The 17,073-nt window shown below is 64.5% G+C and carries 15 protein-coding genes; 9 read left to right on the top strand and 6 right to left on the bottom strand.

Annotated elements, in window-relative coordinates; all coding sequences use genetic code 11:
• Window positions 1–5: 5 nt before the first annotated feature.
• From cobA to FQ746_RS08480, 6 genes are all read right to left on the bottom strand, one after another.
• Entirely contained in the window at window positions 6–773 is a 768-nt protein-coding gene (gene cobA / locus FQ746_RS08455; RefSeq protein WP_144108601.1) for a uroporphyrinogen-III C-methyltransferase, read from the bottom strand.
• A 50-nt stretch (window positions 774–823) separates the two neighbouring features.
• On the bottom strand, window positions 824–2,137 hold the full coding sequence (locus FQ746_RS08460; protein WP_144108492.1) for a sulfate adenylyltransferase subunit 1: 1,314 nt from the start codon (window positions 2,135–2,137) through the stop codon (window positions 824–826).
• A gap of 62 nt (window positions 2,138–2,199) precedes the next feature.
• A complete protein-coding gene (cysD, locus tag FQ746_RS08465) occupies window positions 2,200–3,162 on the bottom strand; it encodes a sulfate adenylyltransferase subunit CysD (RefSeq protein ID WP_144108493.1) in 963 nt (320 codons plus the stop codon).
• 134 nt (window positions 3,163–3,296) lie between these two features.
• On the bottom strand, window positions 3,297–4,052 hold the full coding sequence (locus FQ746_RS08470; RefSeq protein ID WP_144108494.1) for a phosphoadenylyl-sulfate reductase: 756 nt from the start codon (window positions 4,050–4,052) through the stop codon (window positions 3,297–3,299).
• Window positions 4,049–4,600 (bottom strand): DUF934 domain-containing protein, encoded by a 552-nt coding sequence (locus FQ746_RS08475; RefSeq protein WP_144108495.1) that lies wholly within the window; start codon window positions 4,598–4,600, stop codon window positions 4,049–4,051. Before FQ746_RS08475 ends, FQ746_RS08470 begins: the two co-directional genes overlap by 4 nt.
• Before the next feature lie 22 nt (window positions 4,601–4,622).
• Window positions 4,623–6,302, bottom strand: coding sequence for a nitrite/sulfite reductase (locus FQ746_RS08480; RefSeq protein WP_144108496.1), 1,680 nt, complete (start codon window positions 6,300–6,302; stop codon window positions 4,623–4,625).
• A gap of 239 nt (window positions 6,303–6,541) precedes the next feature.
• Here FQ746_RS08480 and FQ746_RS08485 point away from each other — a divergent pair, with 239 nt between their 5' ends.
• The 9 genes from FQ746_RS08485 (at window position 6,542) to FQ746_RS08525 (ending at window position 17,061) form a co-directional block, all read left to right on the top strand.
• Window positions 6,542–7,483: a CysB family HTH-type transcriptional regulator gene (locus tag FQ746_RS08485; protein WP_144108497.1), complete on the top strand. Its 942-nt coding sequence runs from the start codon at window positions 6,542–6,544 to the stop codon at window positions 7,481–7,483.
• Between the two features lie 41 nt (window positions 7,484–7,524).
• Window positions 7,525–8,685: an ABC transporter substrate-binding protein gene (locus tag FQ746_RS08490; RefSeq protein ID WP_144108498.1), complete on the top strand. Its 1,161-nt coding sequence runs from the start codon at window positions 7,525–7,527 to the stop codon at window positions 8,683–8,685.
• A 219-nt stretch (window positions 8,686–8,904) separates the two neighbouring features.
• Window positions 8,905–10,062 carry an efflux RND transporter periplasmic adaptor subunit gene (locus FQ746_RS08495; RefSeq protein WP_144108499.1) on the top strand — a complete coding sequence of 386 codons (1,158 nt, stop codon included), beginning with the start codon at window positions 8,905–8,907 and terminating at the stop codon, window positions 10,060–10,062.
• 13 nt (window positions 10,063–10,075) lie between these two features.
• Window positions 10,076–13,279 (top strand): efflux RND transporter permease subunit, encoded by a 3,204-nt coding sequence (locus tag FQ746_RS08500; RefSeq protein ID WP_144108500.1) that lies wholly within the window; start codon window positions 10,076–10,078, stop codon window positions 13,277–13,279.
• A gap of 42 nt (window positions 13,280–13,321) precedes the next feature.
• A complete protein-coding gene (locus FQ746_RS08505; protein WP_144108501.1) occupies window positions 13,322–13,582 on the top strand; it encodes a hypothetical protein in 261 nt (86 codons plus the stop codon).
• 174 nt (window positions 13,583–13,756) lie between these two features.
• Window positions 13,757–14,410 carry a protein-L-isoaspartate O-methyltransferase family protein gene (locus tag FQ746_RS08510; RefSeq protein WP_144108502.1) on the top strand — a complete coding sequence of 218 codons (654 nt, stop codon included), beginning with the start codon at window positions 13,757–13,759 and terminating at the stop codon, window positions 14,408–14,410.
• Between the two features lie 129 nt (window positions 14,411–14,539).
• The gene (locus FQ746_RS08515) at window positions 14,540–14,863 is read left to right on the top strand and encodes a rhodanese-like domain-containing protein (protein ID WP_144108503.1); all 324 of its coding nucleotides are present in this window, start codon (window positions 14,540–14,542) and stop codon (window positions 14,861–14,863) included.
• Window positions 14,864–14,876: 13 nt separating this feature from the next.
• Window positions 14,877–16,406, top strand: a complete 1,530-nt coding sequence (locus tag FQ746_RS08520) for a TolC family outer membrane protein (protein ID WP_144108504.1) — start codon at window positions 14,877–14,879, stop codon at window positions 16,404–16,406.
• 214 nt (window positions 16,407–16,620) lie between these two features.
• Window positions 16,621–17,061: a DUF2844 domain-containing protein gene (locus FQ746_RS08525; RefSeq protein WP_144108603.1), complete on the top strand. Its 441-nt coding sequence runs from the start codon at window positions 16,621–16,623 to the stop codon at window positions 17,059–17,061.
• The last annotated feature ends 12 nt before the right edge of the window (window positions 17,062–17,073 follow it).

Below are 17,073 nucleotides of genomic sequence, written 5' to 3' on the forward strand. Positions count from 1 at the left end.
TTGTCTCAAGCCGCGGCGAGCGCGTTATTTCCCACGGCACCGGCGCACGACTGCGCCAGTCGTTGACGATCGGCGAACGCCTCGCCGATCATCAGCAGGCTCGGCTGCGAAGCCTGCACCCAATTCACCGCGGCACCGGCGGCCAGCCCTTCGAGCGTCAAGCTCAGCGTGCGCTCGCGTGCCGTACTACAGGCCTCGACGATCGCGACCGGCGTGGAACCCGGCCGGCCGGCTTCGATCAATTGCCGTGCAATCTCGACGCCGCTGTCGCGGCCCATGTAGAACACCAGCGAATCCGCGTTCACCTGCTCGCGAATTTCGTCGGAGCCGGGCGCGCGGCTGAACGTCGCCAACGCGACGCTGCGCGACACGCCGCGCAGCGTCAACGAGCGCTTCAACGACGCCGCGCTCGCCAGCGCCGCAGTAATGCCCGGCACCACTTCATACTCGATTCCGGCCGCTTCGAGCGCGCGCATTTCTTCGTCGGCGCGTCCGAACAGCATGGGGTCGCCACCTTTCAGGCGAACCACCACGTCGTGCTCCAACGCGGCATCCACGATCTGCTTGTTGATGAACTGCTGCGCCGTGGAAAGCTGCCCGCAACGCTTGCCCACTGCGATACGCCGCGCGTGGATCGGCGCGTAGTCGAGCATGGCCGGCTCGACCAGCGCGTCGTGCAGGACCACGTCGGCCAGACCGAGCAGCCGTGCGCCGCGCACCGTGATCAGATCCGCGGCACCCGGCCCTGCGCCGATCAGATAAACCTTGCCCATTTGCGTCAACCCGTCCTGAACCTGCGATGAACCCGTGATGAACCCGTGAATCAAGCCGAGAACGCCCGGATCATGCCGGCCGCGACGGTGTGATGCGTCGCCTCGTCGATCAGCACGAACGCGCCCGTGCCCTGATGCGAGTCGTACACGTCGCACACCACCGGCTTTTGCAGCGTCAGCGCCACGCGGCCGATGTCGTTCATCGTCAGGTCCTTGCGATCGACCGCTTGCGACAGCGTATGCACGTCCAGCACTTCGCGGATCGCACCGATGCGCGCGAACACCGTGTTGGTGGTCTGCTTCAACAGGTACTTGCGTTGCGTCGAGAGCGGCGTGTCGTCGAACCAGCACAGGTCGGCTTCCAGCTTCTTCGCCGGTTCCGGTGCGGCTTCACGCAGCACGAAGGTGTCGCCGCGCGAGACGTCGACGTCTTCGGCGAGACGGATAGTGACCGTTTGACCGGCAAACGCGCGCTCCACCTGCGCGGTGCCGCCCGTGACCGGAGCGATGATCTCGGCGACCGTTGCTTCACGGTTCGCGGGCAACACGACGATGGTGTCGCCGACCTTCACTTCGCCCGCTTCGACCCGGCCCATGTAGCCACGGAAATCGTCGGCCTGGCTGCCGTCCTGACGCGCGACCCACTGCACCGGGAAACGCAGCGCCTGGCCGGTCGGAATCTCGACCGGCAATGCTTCGAGCAGATCGAGCAGCGGCTCGCCTGCGTACCACGGCATGCTGTCGCTCAAGGTCACGATGTTGTCGCCCTTCAACGCCGACACCGGGATGAAGCGCACGTCCTTCAACCCGAGCTGACGGGCGAGTTCGACATACGCGTCGCGGATTTCGTTGAAGCGCGCTTCGCTGTAATCGACCAGATCCATCTTGTTGATCGCGACGATCGCATGCTGCAAACCGAGCAGCTTGACGATCGCGCTATGACGCTTGGTTTGCGGCAGCAGTTGCGCGACACCGTCCACGAAGGTCACGCGCGTGGCGTCGACCAGAATGATGGCCGCGTGCGCGGTCGATGCGCCCGTCACCATGTTGCGGGTGTATTGCTCGTGACCCGGCGTATCGGCAATGATGAACTTGCGCCGCGCAGTCGCGAAGTAGCGATACGCTACGTCGATCGTGATGCCCTGCTCGCGTTCGGCTTCCAGACCGTCGGTCAGCAGCGACAGGTCGATGTCGTCGCCGACCGTGCGCTTGTTCTTCGCGCGCGACAGCGCGGACAACTGGTCGCTCAGCACGGCCTTGCTGTCGTACAGCAGACGGCCGATCAACGTGCTCTTGCCGTCGTCGACGCTGCCCGCGGTGATGAAGCGCAGCACGCCGAGGTCTTCCGGTTGTTGAATGCTCATGATGTTTCCTTGGTCCCTCTGTGACCGGAGCGCGCGTCTGAGCGTGCTCCGGCCCCGTGCATTTAGAAATAACCCTGCTTCTTGCGCTGTTCCATCGCGGCTTCGGAGACCTGGTCGTCCATCCGCGTGGCGCCGCGCTCCGTGATCTCGGTCACGGCCGTTTCCGCGATGATCTTCTCGAGGTCGTCGGCATCGCTTTCCACCGGGCAGGTGCAGCTGATGTCGCCCACCGTGCGGAAGCGCACCAGCGCGGTTTCGCTAGTCTCGCCTTCGCGCATCGGCGTGAGCGGCGTCACCGGCACGAGCAGACCGTTGCGGCGCACGATCTCGCGCTGATGCGCGTAGTAGATCGACGGCAGTTCGAGCTGCTCGCGCGCGATGTATTGCCACACGTCGAGTTCGGTCCAGTTCGAGATCGGGAACACGCGCAGATGTTCGCCGTTATGCAGACGCGCGTTGTACAGGCTCCACAATTCAGGACGCTGCGCCTTCGGGTCCCATTGGCCGAACTCGTCGCGAAACGAGAAGATCCGCTCTTTCGCCCGCGCTTTTTCTTCGTCGCGACGCGCGCCGCCGATCAACGCGGTGTACTCGTGCTCGGCGATCGTCTCCAGCAGCGTCACCGCCTGGGCGGCATTGCGGGAATCGGTTTCGCGGCGCAGACGCACGGTGCCGCGCCTGATCGATTCTTCGACATGACCCACCACCAGCTCCGCACCGATCTCCTTAGCGCGGCGATCGCGGAAGTCGATCACTTCGGCGTAGTTGTGTCCCGTGTCGATGTGCACGAGCGGGAACGGCAACACGGTCTTGCGATTCGCGCCGATACCGAACGCCTTCAGCGCAAGATGCAGCACCACGACCGAATCCTTGCCGCCCGAAAACAGCAGCGCAGGCTTGCTGCATTCGGCGACCAGTTCGCGCAGGATGTGAATCGACTCGGCTTCGAGCCAATCGAGGTGATCCATCCGGTTGGCCGTGTTGGCGAGCGGAGCGTTGACAGTGGATTCGAGCGTGCTGCTCATGATTGGGTCCTTCGTTGGTTCGCGTCGTCGGCGGTTGCCGGCGTCGCGCAGTATTCAGATCGGTAGGTGCGGTGACCGGGCCTGAATCACAAGGCCCGGCGTCGCTAAATGCCGGCGTTGCCAGCCGCCGCTTGTCAGATGCTCTTGGCCGACGAGGTGTCGATGCTGCTGACCGGGATCGGCGCGATGGTGGTGACGTGCAGCCCGCATTCTTTCGAGTCGCGCGATTCCCACCACCAGCGGCCGGCGCGGCTGTCTTCGCCGGGGCGCACGGCGCGCGTACACGGCTCGCAGCCGATGCTCGGGTAGCCGCGCGCATGCAGCGGGTTGACCGGTACGTCGAACGCTTTCAGGTAGGCCCACACGTCCGCTTCCGTCCAGTCCGTCAACGGATTGAACTTGGCGATATTGCGTGCGCCATCCAGCTCTTCTTCGTGCAGTTCCGCGCGCGTGACCGACTGCTCGCGGCGCTGGCCGGTTACCCATGCGCTGACATCCGACAGCGCGCGGTTCAACGGCTCGACCTTGCGGATTTCGCAGCAACGCTTGCGCAGGTCGACGCTTTCATAAAACGCGTTCAGGCCGTGCGAGCCGACGTATTCATCGACCGCAGCGGCTTGCGGATGAAACTGCTCGATGTCGTAGCCATAACGCTCTTTCACGCGATCCAGCATGCCGAGTGTTTCCGCATGCAGCCGGCCGGTGTTCAGCGAGAAGATGCCGATCTTGACGCCACGCGACAGAATCGCGTGCGTGAGCAGCATATCTTCGGCAGCGAGGCTGCTCGCGAGTTTCACGTTGGCGTGACGCGCGGCGATCGAATCGAGCAGCGCATCCAGGCGCTCGACCTTGGCGGTGAGTTCCGGCGTGATCGATTGAACGTCGCTCATGCCGACGCCTTGGCGGACTCTGCTGCCTCTGCCGCCTCGCGGCGGCGGAACAGCGGCGACGGGTTATCGACGGCGCCCTGGTACTGCACGCTGAATTCGTCGAACGCCTTCAACGCGTCGTCGAAGTCTTTGTCCTCGCGCAGCGCATACGCATCGAAACCGCAGCGGAACATGAACGTGATCTGATCGCGCAGCACGTCGCCGATTGCGCGTAGTTCGCCCTTGTAGCCATAGCGTTCGCGCAGCAGGCGGCCGATGCTGTATCCGCGGCCGTCGCGAAATACCGGGAAGTCCACGCCGATCAGCGCGATTCTGTCGAAGTCGGCGACGAGTTCCGCCGGTTCATTGTCGGGCGCGAGCCACACGCCGATTTCCGCCGCGCTGCGCGATGCGCGCAACGCGTCGCCCGAAGCCTGCCACAACGCCAGCGGCACCAGTACCTTGCCGGCCGGCAAATCGTTCACCGCGGGCAGCGTGCCGTCTTCCGCGGGGCGCACCACCGTCCAGTCGTCGCTGACGATCGCGCGATTCTTGATGATAGAAGCCATCTGTTCAGTATCCTTTGCGCGCTTACGCGTGAGCCGGTTGACGCGACGCGTACACCCGGTCCTTGAACGGCGCAATGCCAATGCGGTTGTACGTTTCGATGAAACGCTCGCCTTCGTGGCGATGCTCCACGAACGTATCGATCACCTTGCTCATCACGTCCGGCATTTCTTCCGCCGAGAACGACGGGCCGATCACGCGGCCGAGATGCGCACCCGTGGCGCCGTTGCCCTGCTCGCCGCCCAGTGTCACCTGGTACCACTCCGAGCCGTCCTTATCGACGCCCAGAATGCCGATGTTGCCGATGTGATGGTGACCGCATGCGTTGATGCACCCGGAGATGTTCAACGACACGTCGCCCAGGTCGTACACGTAATCCAGATCGTTGAAGCGCTCCTGAATCGCCAGTGCGATCGGGATCGACTTCGCATTCGCGAGCGAGCAGAAATCGCCGCCCGGGCACGCGATGATGTCGGTCAGCAAACCGATGTTCGCCGTCGCGAAGCCCTGCACCTTGGCCTTTTCCCACAGCGCGAACAGATCGCGTTTCTTCACGTTCGCAAGAATCAGATTCTGTTCGTGCGACACGCGGATTTCGCCGAGCGAATACTCGTCGGCCCAATCGGCGACGGCTTCCATCTGCGTATCGGTTGCGTCGCCCGGGGCGATCGTGGTCGGCTTCAGCGACAGCGTGACCGACGCGTAGCCCGACACCTTGTGCGGACGCACGTTGCGCTCGACCCAACGCGCAAAGCCACGGTTTTCCAGCAGATGCTTTTCGAACGACGCGTCCGTATCCGGCAGCTTGTCGTACGCGGGCGGCGCGAAGTCCTGCACCACCCGATCCACTTCGGCTTGCGTGAGCGTGGCCGGGCCGTCTTTCAGGTGCTGCCATTCTTCTTCGACCTGCGCCGAGAATTTCTCCGGCGACAGCGCCTTCACCAGAATCTTGATGCGCGCCTTGTAGATGTTGTCGCGGCGGCCGTAGCGGTTGTACACGCGCAGCACGGCTTCGCAATAGGTCAGCAGATGTTGCCAGGGCAGATCGCGGCGAATGATCGCGCCGATGATCGGCGTGCGGCCCATGCCGCCGCCGGCCAGAATGTCGACCACCAGTTCGCCCTGCTCGTTCTTTTTCAGATACACGCCCATGTCGTGAATCTGCACGGCGGCGCGGTCTTCGGTCGAGCCCGACACGGCGATCTTGAACTTACGCGGCAGCCACGCGAATTCCGGGTGGAACGTCGACCACTGGCGCAGGATTTCTGCCCAGGGACGCGGATCGACCACTTCGTCCGGTGCGACGCCGGCGAACTGGTCGGCCGTGATGTTGCGGATACAGTTGCCCGAGGTCTGGATGCCGTGCATCTGCACGGCAGCGAGCTTGCGCAGGATCTCCGGCGTTTCTTCGAGCTGGATCCAGTTGTACTGGATGTTCGAGCGCGTCGAGAAGTGACCGTAGCCGCGGTCGTGTTCGCGCGCGATCTGCGCGAGCACGCGCATCTGGTCGCTGCGCAGATTGCCGTAAGGAATCGCGATGCGGTGCATGTACGCGTGGCGCTGCATGTACAGGCCGTTCTGCAAACGCAGCGGACGAAACTCCTCTTCGCTCAATTCGCCCGACAAGCGGCGGCGAACCTGATCGGCGTACTGCGCGACCCGTTCATCGACGATGGTCTGGTCGTACTGATCGTATTGGTACATTCGGGGACCCCAATTTTTTTGCGTAACGCTTTCGTGACACGCGACGTCCGGTTCGCCGCGCCGTGAAACCAGTCTGTCATCACCCTTTGTCAGCAGAAACCGGGCAGGGTTTAGGCCCAGCGCTCATTTCTTTATGACAAATACAGATAACCATATTGAAAAACATGGACTGATCGTAATAAACTCGCCTTATATTTCAAACGACTAAAAAATTCTTTTGATATGCGGAGAGGTTATATATGAACCTGCACCAGTTCCGCTTCGTGCGCGAGGCTGTGCGGCAGAATTTCAATCTGACCGAAGCAGCCAAAGCCCTGTTTACCAGCCAGCCGGGCGTCTCCAAGGCGATCATCGAGCTGGAAGACGAGCTGGGCGTCGAAATCTTCACCCGTCACGGCAAGCGCGTGCGCTCGCTAACCGAGCCGGGACGCATCATATTGCAGTCAGTCGAAAAAATCCTGCAGGAAGTCGAAAGCCTCAAGCGGGTCGGTAAAGATTACGCGGCGCAGGATCAGGGCAACCTCGTGATTGCCGCCACTCACACGCAGGCCCGCTACTCACTTCCGGCCGCCATCGCCGAATTCAAGAAGCGCTTCCCTAAAGTTCATCTGTCGATCCTGCAAGGCAGCCCCACGCAGGTTGCCGAGATGGTCATTCACGACCAGGCCGACCTGGCCATCGCTACCGAGGCGATCGCCAACTATAAGGAACTGGTGTCGCTGCCCTGCTTCCAGTGGCACCACGTAGCGGTGATGCAGCCGGATCATCCTTTACTGGACCGAAAACTTTTGTCGCTGGATGATCTGACCCAGTATCCGCTGATCACCTACGACAACGCGTTTGCCGGGCGCACCAAGATCAACGAGGCGTTCCGTCTGCGGGGCCTGCATCCGGACATCGTGCTGGAGGCGATCGACGCCGACGTCATCAAGACTTACGTGGAACTGGGTCTGGGCGTGGGCATCATGGCGGATATCGCGTTCAGCGCCGAGCGCGACCGGCATTTGCGTGCCATGCCGGTGGGGCACCTGTTCGGCAGCAATGTGACGCGGGTCGCGCTGAAACAGGGCGCCTACCTGCGCAGCTATGTGTATACGCTCGTCGAACTGCTGTCGCCGAGCATGAACCGCAAGCTGATCGAACAGGCGCTCAAAGGCGAACACGAAACTTACGAACTCTGATCCACCCTGCTTTGCGCTTTTCCGCTATGGAGACCTCCTGGATGACGTCGTATAAGAACAGCATCAGCGGCCTCGCCGCTCTCGGCGCGCTCTTGCTCGCCACCGCCGCCCACGCGGACATCAAGGTCGGCATCGACCTGTCCAGCACCGGCCCCGCCGCGGTGATCGGCATCACCAGCAAGGAAGCCATGCTGATGTGGCCCGCCACCATCGCCGGGCAGAAAGCCGACTACATCTTCCTCGACGACGCGTCCGACCCGGGCGCCGCCGTGCGCAACATCCGCAAGCTGATCAACGAAGACCACGTCGACGTGATCGTCGGCCCGAACATCACGCCGGCGGCGATGGCCGCGCTCGATCCGGTCGCCGAAAGCCAGACCCCGATGATCACGCTGATCGGCTCGGCCAGCGTCGTCGAACCGCAGGAAGGCAAGAAGGTCTGGGCCTACAAGATGGCGCAGACCGACAGCGCGATGGCCGACGTGATGACGCGCTACATGTCGAACCACAACGTGAAGACGGTGGGCTTCATCGGCTTTGCGGACGGTTACGGCGAAAGCTGGCTCAACGAGTTCAGCAAGTTCGCGGCGCTGCGCCATATCCAGCTGGTCGCGACGGAGCGCTATAACCGCACGGACGCGAGCGTCACCGGCCAGGTGCTCAAGGTGATGTCCGCGAAACCGGACGCGATCCTGATTGCCGGCGCCGGCACGCCGACGGTTCTGCCGCAACGCACGCTGATCGAGCGCGGCTACAAAGGCCCGATCTATCAGACGCACGGCATCGCCACGCCGGAGTTCATCAAGCTGGGCGGCAAGGACGTGGAAGGCACGCTGTTCCCGACCCAGCCGGTGGTGGTCGCACGTACGCTGCCGGCGGATCATCCGGCGAAGAAGGCGGCGCTCGCGTTCACCAACGACTACGAAGCGAAGTACGGCGCGGGCAGCGTGACGCAATTTGCCGGCGACGCGGCGGGCGTGTATCCGCGTCTGCAGGATGCGGTCGCGCGTGCGCTGAAAACGGCGCAGCCGGGCACGCCGGCTTTCCGTACCGCGTTGCGCGACGAACTGGAACATGCGCATGAACTGGTGGTGCCGAACGGCGTGGTGAACACCAGCCCGAAGGACCACGTCGGACTGGATCAGCGCGCGAGCGTGATGGGGACGATCAAAAACGGCAAGTTCGTGTACCTCAGCCAGTAACGGCGATCGTCCGGCACGCAGGAAGCTCCCGATACGCAAAACGGCTCGCCCCGCCAGGCGAGCCGTTTTTCGTTCAGGCCGCTCGCAGTAGTGAGATAGCGGCGCGCACGCAAGCTGCGTGTACCATGCTGACGGTTCGCTTGCAGTGAGGTGAGGCCAAGGCTCGACGGCCGGGTCCGCGAGCGCCGCGTCCGTTTCGTGAAATCCGTCAGACCGCGCATGCCAGAAAACAGAAAACGTATCGTCATCGCCGTTGTCGTGCTGCTCGGGCTGCTGGCCGTCGCCATCGCGATCGGCCAGGCCATCAAAAAACGCGGCGCAGTGGCCGCGCCGCCCGACACGACGTCCGCCGTCATCGAATTCGCGCCCGACGACCTCACCGCGGTCAGCCGCCGCACGTTGTCCGAGACACTGCCGCTCACGGGGTCGCTGCGCGCCGTCACGCAGGCGGCAGTCAAATCGAAAGTGGCCGGTTCCGCGCTCGACGTGCTGGTGCGCGAGGGCGACGCGGTCAGAAGCGGACAGATTCTCGTGAAGATCGACGCGCGCGATTACGTCGCCCGCGCCGAGCAGACTCGCGGGCAGATGGCGGCGATGTCGGGCCAGCTCGACATTGCGAAGCAGACGCTCGACAACAATCGCGTGCTGGTCGAAAAGGGTTTCATCTCGAAGAACGCGTTCGACACCGCGGCAAGCCAGTACGCGATCGCGCGCGCCAACCTCGATGCGGCGAAGGCCGCGCTCGCGTCGTCGAATCTCTCGCTCGCCGATACCGTCGTGCGCTCGCCGCTCGACGGGCAGATCGCGTCGCGCTCGGTCGAGCCTGGCGAGAAAGTCGCGGTGGACGCCAAGCTGTTCGACGTGGTCGATCTGCGCACGCTCGAACTGGAAGCACCGGTGCCGGTCGGCGAGATCGGCCGCGTGCGCGTCGGTCAGCCTGTGACCATCCGGTTCGACGGCATCGACGCGCCGGTGCAAGGCGCGATCACGCGCATCAACCCCGCCGCCCAGGCGGGCTCGCGCTCGATCATGGTGTACGTGCAGATGGCGAACCCCACGGGGACGTTGCGCGTCGGCATGTTCGGGACCGGCACGATTGCGGTCGGCAGCCGGCCGAACGTGCTGGTGGTGCCGGCGACCGCCTTGCGTAGCGACGGCGCGCGGCGCAGCGTCTACGCGCTCGCCGGCGGCAAGCTCGTCGAGCAGACGGTGCAGGCCGGCGCATCGGGCATGGCGGAAGGAGCGGCCTGGACGGAGATCGTCGGCGGACCGCTTGGCGTCGGCCAGCAGATCGTGAAGAACAATCTCGGCTCGCTGCGCATCGGCAGCACGGTGCGGATCGTCGCCACGCCCGCAGCGGGCGCAAGCTCGCCCTGACCGGAGCGCCGCCATGTGGTTCACGCGCATCAGCATCGGCAACCCGGTGCTCGCCACGATGATGATGATGGCGTTCCTCGTCATCGGTCTGTTTTCCTATCAGCGGCTCAAGGTCGACCAGTTCCCCGACATCACGTTTCCGGTCGTGGTCGTGCAGACGGCTTATCCGGGCGCGTCGCCCGAGTCGGTCGAATCGGACGTGACGCGCAAGATCGAGGAAGCGGTCAACACCATCAGCGGGATCGACGAAATCACCTCGCGCTCGTACGACGCGCAGTCGGTGGTGATCGTCCAGTTCGATCTCGCGGTCGATGCCGTGCAGGCCGCGCAGGACGTGCGCGACAAGATCGCGCTGATTCGCCCCGACCTGCGCGACGGCGTCAAAGACCCGCGCGTGCTGCGCTACGACCCGGCCGATATGCCGATCGTCACGGTGGCCGTGTCGAATGCGCCGGGCGCGTCCCTGTCGACGCGCGATCTCACCACGGTCGCCGATCAGATCGTGCGCAAACGGCTCGAGACCGTGCGCGGCGTCGGCTCGGTGTCGCTGGTCGGCGGCGTGAAACGGCAGGTGCAGATCGATATCGATCCGCAGAAACTGCAGGCGCTGTCGATCGGCGTCGATCAGGTGATCCGCGCGGTGCAGAACGAAAACCAGGAGATTCCGGCCGGCCCGCTGACCTCGCGCAACGTCGAACAGACCGTGCAGATCAAAGGGCGCTTCGAGAAACCGGACGACTTCAAACGCATCATCGTCGCGCGGCGTGGCGCGCAATCGGCGATTCCGAGCGCGTCGTCGTCGACGCAGCCGGTCACGCTCGACCAGCTCGCCGAGGTGGTCGACGGCCAGCAGGAAGCGGACAGCGTGGCGCTCCTCAACGGCCGCCGCGCGCTGTTTCTGTCGATCATCAAGGCGCAGGGCGAGAACACCGTCGACGTCGCGCATGGCGTGCGCGACGAAGTCGCGCGCCTGCAGCCGCAACTGCCGCCGGGTATCAAACTCGACATCACCGACGACTCGTCGATCAACATCGAAGACAGCGTCAACGAAGTGAAGCGCACGCTGGTGGAAGGCGCGTTGCTGACGGTGCTGATCGTGTTCCTGTTTCTCGGCTCGTGGCGCAGCACGGTGATCACCGGCCTGACGCTGCCCATCGCGCTGATCGGCACCTTTGCGGTGATGTACGCGTGCGGCTTCACGATCAACGTGATTACGCTGATGGCGCTGTCGCTGTGCGTCGGCTTGCTGATCGACGACGCGATCGTGGTGCGAGAGAACATCGTGCGCCACGTGCAACTCGGCGCGGACCATCGCACGGCGGCGCTCGACGGCACGAAAGAAATCGCGCTCGCCGTGCTGGCCACGACGTTCTCGATCGTCGCCGTGTTTCTGCCGGTGGGTTTCATGGGCGGCATCATCGGACGGTTCTTTCATCAGTTCGGCATTACCGTGGCGGCCGCCGTGCTGATCTCGATGTTCGTCTCGTTCACGCTCGATCCGATGCTGTCGTCCATCTGGCCGGACCCGGACCTGCACGATGCCGATACCGGGCGCAAAGGCTACCGTTATGGACGCGCGATCGAACGTTCGCTGCATCTGTTCGACACGCAGATAGAGCGGCTCACGCGGTTTTATCAGCAACTGCTCGGCTGGTCGCTGCAGCATCGCGCCATCACGCTGACGGTGGCGGCGGCCACGTTTTTCGGCAGCCTGTTTCTGGTGCCGCTGGTCGGCACCGAGTTCGTGCCGAGCGCCGACTTCTCGGAAACGCAGATCGGTCTGAGCACGCCGGTGGGGACCTCGCTCGATGCCACGTCGGAAAAGGTCGCGCAGGTCGAAGCGATTCTGGCGACTTACCCGGAGGTGCGCTTCAGCTACGCCACCATCAATTCGGGCAATACGCAGGGCAAGAACACGGCGCTCATCACCGTGCGATTGCTGGACCGGCGCGACCGCTCGCGCGGCATGCTCGAACTGAACCAGATATTCCGCGCGCGGCTGGCGTCGGTCGCGGGCGTGTCGATCAACGAGATCGGCGTGCCGGACGGCGCGGGCAGCACCAAGGCGATCCAGGTGAGTCTGCAGGGCGGCGACATCGACGAACTGCGGCGGCTGTCGGAAGCGGCAGAGGCGCGCATGACGAAGATTCGCGGCCTGGTCGATCTCGATTCGAGTCTGAAGGCCGACAAGCCGATCGTCGCGATCGACGTGAAGCGCGAACTTGCGTCCGACCTCGGCGTGGGTGTGGCCGACATCGGTGCGGCATTGCGTCCGCTGCTCTCGGGCGATGCCATCAGCACCTGGCGCGCGCCCGACGATCAGGATTACGACGTCAGCGTGCGTCTGCCGCGCGCGCAGCGCGAGGACGTCGACGACCTGGCCCGGCTGATGATCGCCACCAGCCGCACCGACGCCAGCGGCGCACCCGTGCTGGTGCCGCTGCGGCAAGTCGCGGACATCGTGCAGACTACCGGCCCCGACGTGCTGAACCGGCGCGACCTGCAACGCGAGGTGATGCTCTCGGCCAACGTGAACGGGCGCTCGCCGGGCGAAGTGGCAGCGGACATCGCGAAGACGCTCGACGCGATGCATCTGCCGGCGGGCTACCACTATCGCTTCGAAGGCTCGACCAAAAGCATGAACGAGTCGTTCGTATTCGCGGTGGAGGCGTTGGCGCTGGCGGTGATTTTCATCTACATGATCCTCGCCTCGCAGTTCGCCAGCTTCGCGCAGCCGCTCGCGATCATGGCGTCGCTGCCGCTCACGCTGATCGGCGTGCTGGTCGCGCTGCTGCTATTCGGCAGCACGCTGAACATGTTCTCGATCATCGGCTTCGTGATGCTGATGGGCCTGGTCACGAAGAACGCGATCCTGCTGGTGGATTTCGCGAACCAGGCGCGCCGCGGCACGCTGCTCGACGCGTCCGGCAAGGGCCGCGTGCTGGCGCGGCGCGAGGCCTTGCTCGAAGCCGCCCGCGTGCGTTTGCGGCCGATCCTGATGACCACGCTCGCGATGATCTTCGGCATGCTGCCGCTGGCGGCGGCGCTCGGCGAAGGCGGCGAACAGCGCGGGCCGCTGGGGCAGACGGTGATCGGCGGAGTGATTACCTCGTCGATCCTGACGCTGGTGGTGGTGCCGGTGGTTTATACGGTGCTGGAGGATTGGGGGGATTGGGTGCGGGGGAAGCTCGGCCGCCAGAACCCACCCCGCCGATGAAATTGCTACAGTAGACGCCTTCCGACGCCCCCACCCAAACCCATGCGCACCACCCGAGCCATCCACGCGGTCGAACGGCTGAAAACCCGTAGCGGCAATCCGCAGTTCGCGGCCATCAGCCTGTCCGGCGGCCTCTTCTATCTCGTCGACAAATCGGGCGGCAGCGACCAGAAAGTCTCCGAACCTCTGACGCTGGACGATTTCGTCAAATTCGTCGACGGCTTCGGGCCGCCCAGGCCACGCAAGGCCAGCAAGCTGGATATCGCGTTCGAAGAACAGATCAGGAAGAGCAAAAACAGCTAGAACGCCGGCCGGGACAGCCAGGTGGACCGCCGCCGGCAGGCTGCCCGGCTCGCGCAAACGCCCGGCTGCCATTTGGTACAATCCCGCAGTTACCCTGGCCGTGGTCTGGAGTGCAGACCGCCAGCCATGGGCCCCGTCGCCAATGCGTTGTCATCCCAACCTGCCGAACCCGCCATGAACATCGAGCAAGCGCGTTTCAACATGATCGAACAGCAGATCCGCCCCTGGGAAGTGCTCGACCAGGACGTGTTGAATCTGCTCTCCATCGTCAAGCGTGAACATTTCGTCCCCACGGTCTACCGCGATCTGGCCTTCGTCGACTTCGAAGTGCCGCTGCCGGCCGGTCAGCACATGCTGGCGCCGCGCGTCGAAGCCCGCGTGCTGCAGGAACTGGCGGTGAAGAAACACGAAAGCGTGCTCGAAATCGGCGCCGGCTCGGGTTACATGGCAGCACTCCTCGCCCACCGCGCGCAACACGTGCTGACGGTGGACATCGAACCGGAACTGGCCGAACTGGCCAGAAACAACCTCATCGCCAACGGCGTGCTGAACGCCGAAGTCGTCACCGGCGACGCCGCCCGCGGTTGGGCCGGCGCGGCGCCGTACGACGTGATCTGCGTATCGGGCGGCTTGCCGGTGCTCCCGCAGGAAATCCTCGAACATCTGAAAATCGGCGGCCGTCTGGCTGCGTTCGTAGGCGTGGCGCCCGTCATGAAAGCGCAAATCATCACGCGCATCGACGAAAAGCAATATCGCATTGCCGACGTGTTCGAAACGTATGTCGAACCGCTCGCCAATGCGGTTCAGCCGCCGCGTTTCAAGTTTTAACCGGCACGCAACGCTTCCCGCGGCGGAAAACGCGGGATTCTTCATATTCCGCATGGCCGGCTGATCGCGTAATGACTGCCGGCCTTGCTTCCGGCCTGCTCTCCGGCCTCTGAACTGGATGTCCCTTCGATGCAAAATCTGACCGCTCCCGCACTCGCCGAATGGCTCGCCGACTCGTCGCGTCCCGCGCCCGTGCTGCTCGACGTGCGCGAGCCGTGGGAAATCCAGACCGCGTCGATTGCCGGCGCGGTGTCCATCCCCATGCGGGACATTCCGGCTCGCAGCGAAGAACTCGACGACGACGCGCAAATCGTCTGCGTCTGTCACCACGGCGCGCGCAGTGCACAAGTCGCGATGTTTCTCGAATCGCGCGGCCACGCGAACGTGTTCAATCTGCAAGGCGGGATCGACGCGTGGTCGCGTCAGGTCGACCCGGCCGTCCCCACTTACTGATCTCACGCCCCTCATGACGCGCCAGCGGTTGCCGGTTCTACTGGCCGCTCTGGCGCTTGCCGCGACCTTCACGCTGGGCTTGCGCCCGGCGCACGCGGTCGGTCTGTCCCAGCTCTACGACGAAGCTCTCTCGAACGACGCGCAGTTGCAAAGCGCGCGCGCGGCGCTTGCCGCCAACAGCGAAGAGTTGCCGCTCGCCCGCGCCAAGCTGTTGCCGCAAGTCTCGGCGTCGCTCACCGCGAGCCGCCAGAGCACGGATTTCGGCGGCGGCTTCCCCTCCTCCTACGGCAACAGCAATGGCTACGTGATCTCGCTCACGCAGCCGCTGATTCACGTCGATAGCTGGTACGGCTATGCGCAAGGCCAACTGGCCGTGGATTCGGCGCAGGCGTCGTTCGCACAGGCCCGCCAGGATCTGATCGTACGGCTCGGCCAGGCCTACTTCGATACACTCGGCGCGCAGGACAGCCTCGCCATCACACGCTCGCAGAAGGCGTCGATTGCGCAGCAGCTGGAATCGGCGAAGCGCTCGTTCGAAGTCGGCAACACGACCATTACCGATACCAACGAAGCGCAGGCAAGATTCGATCAGGCGATTTCGCAGGAAATCGCCACGCAGAACGACCTCGCGGTGAAACTCGCGGCCTTGCAGCAGATCGTGGGGCATCCGGTCGCCCAGGTCGACGGCCTCGTGGCCGGGGCACCGCTGCCGCCGCCAATGCCCGCCGCCATCGACGACTGGGTCGACAGCGCCAGCGAAGCCAACTACGCGGTCGTGCTCAGACAGATCGCGCTCGCCAACGCGCAGCGCGAGACGTCGAAGGCGAAGGCGGGCCATCTACCCACCGTCGATCTGGTGGCGAGCCGCTCGCGCAGCAGCCTTGGCGCGGCGGGTGCGGGGAGCTTCGGCGGCAATTTCGGCGGCGGCTTCGGCAGCGGTGCGAATACGCTCGCGCCCGGCACGCCCGCGCTCGCCGCGGAACTGGGCAACCTCGGGTCGTCTTATACGAACAGCACGATCGGCGTGCAGGTGACGATTCCGATTTTCGCCGGCGGTGCCACGCAAAGCCGCGTGCGGCAGACGCTGGCGCTCGAGGATCAGGCCGCCGCCGATCTGGACAGCGCGCGTCGTCAGGCCGCGCTCTCGGCGCGCCAGGCGTTTCTCGGCGTGGTGAGCGGGCTCGCGCAAGTGCGTGCACTGCAAACCGCCGAGCGCTCGGCGCGCACTTCGCTCGAATCGAACCTGCTGGGTTATCAGGTCGGCGTGCGCATCAACATCGACGTGCTCAACGCGCAGGATCAACTGTTCTCGGCGCGCCGCGATCTGGCGAGAGCGCGCTACGACACGCTGCTCAACGGCCTCAAACTGAAGGCCGCGACCGCCAGCCTGACGGATGCCGACGTGCTGCAACTGAGCGCGCTGCTCACGCCCATCGACGACGGCGCGCTGACCGCTTTGCCGCAGGCGCCGGGCGTCCCGCATCCGGGTGTGGCCGCGAAAGGTGCGGCCGGGAAAGGCGGGCGGCAGACCATGCCGAGGTAGAGCGGCGCGTTGGTACTGCGCCTTTGCAAACCTCCGCAGTTTATTGAGCCGCTTCTCAGCCTCGCCAGGGAAATTTCGCACGATTTTCCGCGCCTTCGACAGGCACCATGCTCCGAACGTTTTGAGGAGCTGGGTGATGAGGTTGTCGAACATTTCTTTCGTGAGCGGCAGAGCGGCTGCGCTGGCCGCCGTGGTCGTCCCTGTCGCCGTGCTCATGCTAATGGCGCCCTTGCCGTCGCAGGCGAGCCTGGGGGGCGCACCGGGCAGCGGCACGCTCGCGCCCACCTCGCTGCGCGCCACGCCGCCCACTGTCCAATCGGCCTCCGTGTCCAGCACGGCTGCCGCCGTGCCCTACACCATCCACCAAACGGTCGACGCCAACGGCGTGACCATTCGCGAATACGCATCGCCCGACCGGGTGGTGTTCGCGGTCACGTGGGAAGGCCCGATTCGTCCCGATATGAGCGCGCTGCTCGGCAGCTATTTCCCCAACTACGTCAACGCAGGACAGAGCGGCGCACGCGGCACGGGCCCGCTCGTCGACGGCGACGACGCCTTTCGCATCGAATCCGCCGGCCGTCTTGGGCGTTTCTACGGCATGGCCTACCTGCCGCGCAGGATGCCCGCCAATGTTCGCGCGGGCGACCTGCAATAACCCGCTCGATAA

The organism is Paraburkholderia sp. BCC1886 (assembly GCF_900996245.1).
In the GTDB taxonomy this organism is placed as follows: Bacteria; Pseudomonadota; Gammaproteobacteria; order Burkholderiales; family Burkholderiaceae; genus Paraburkholderia.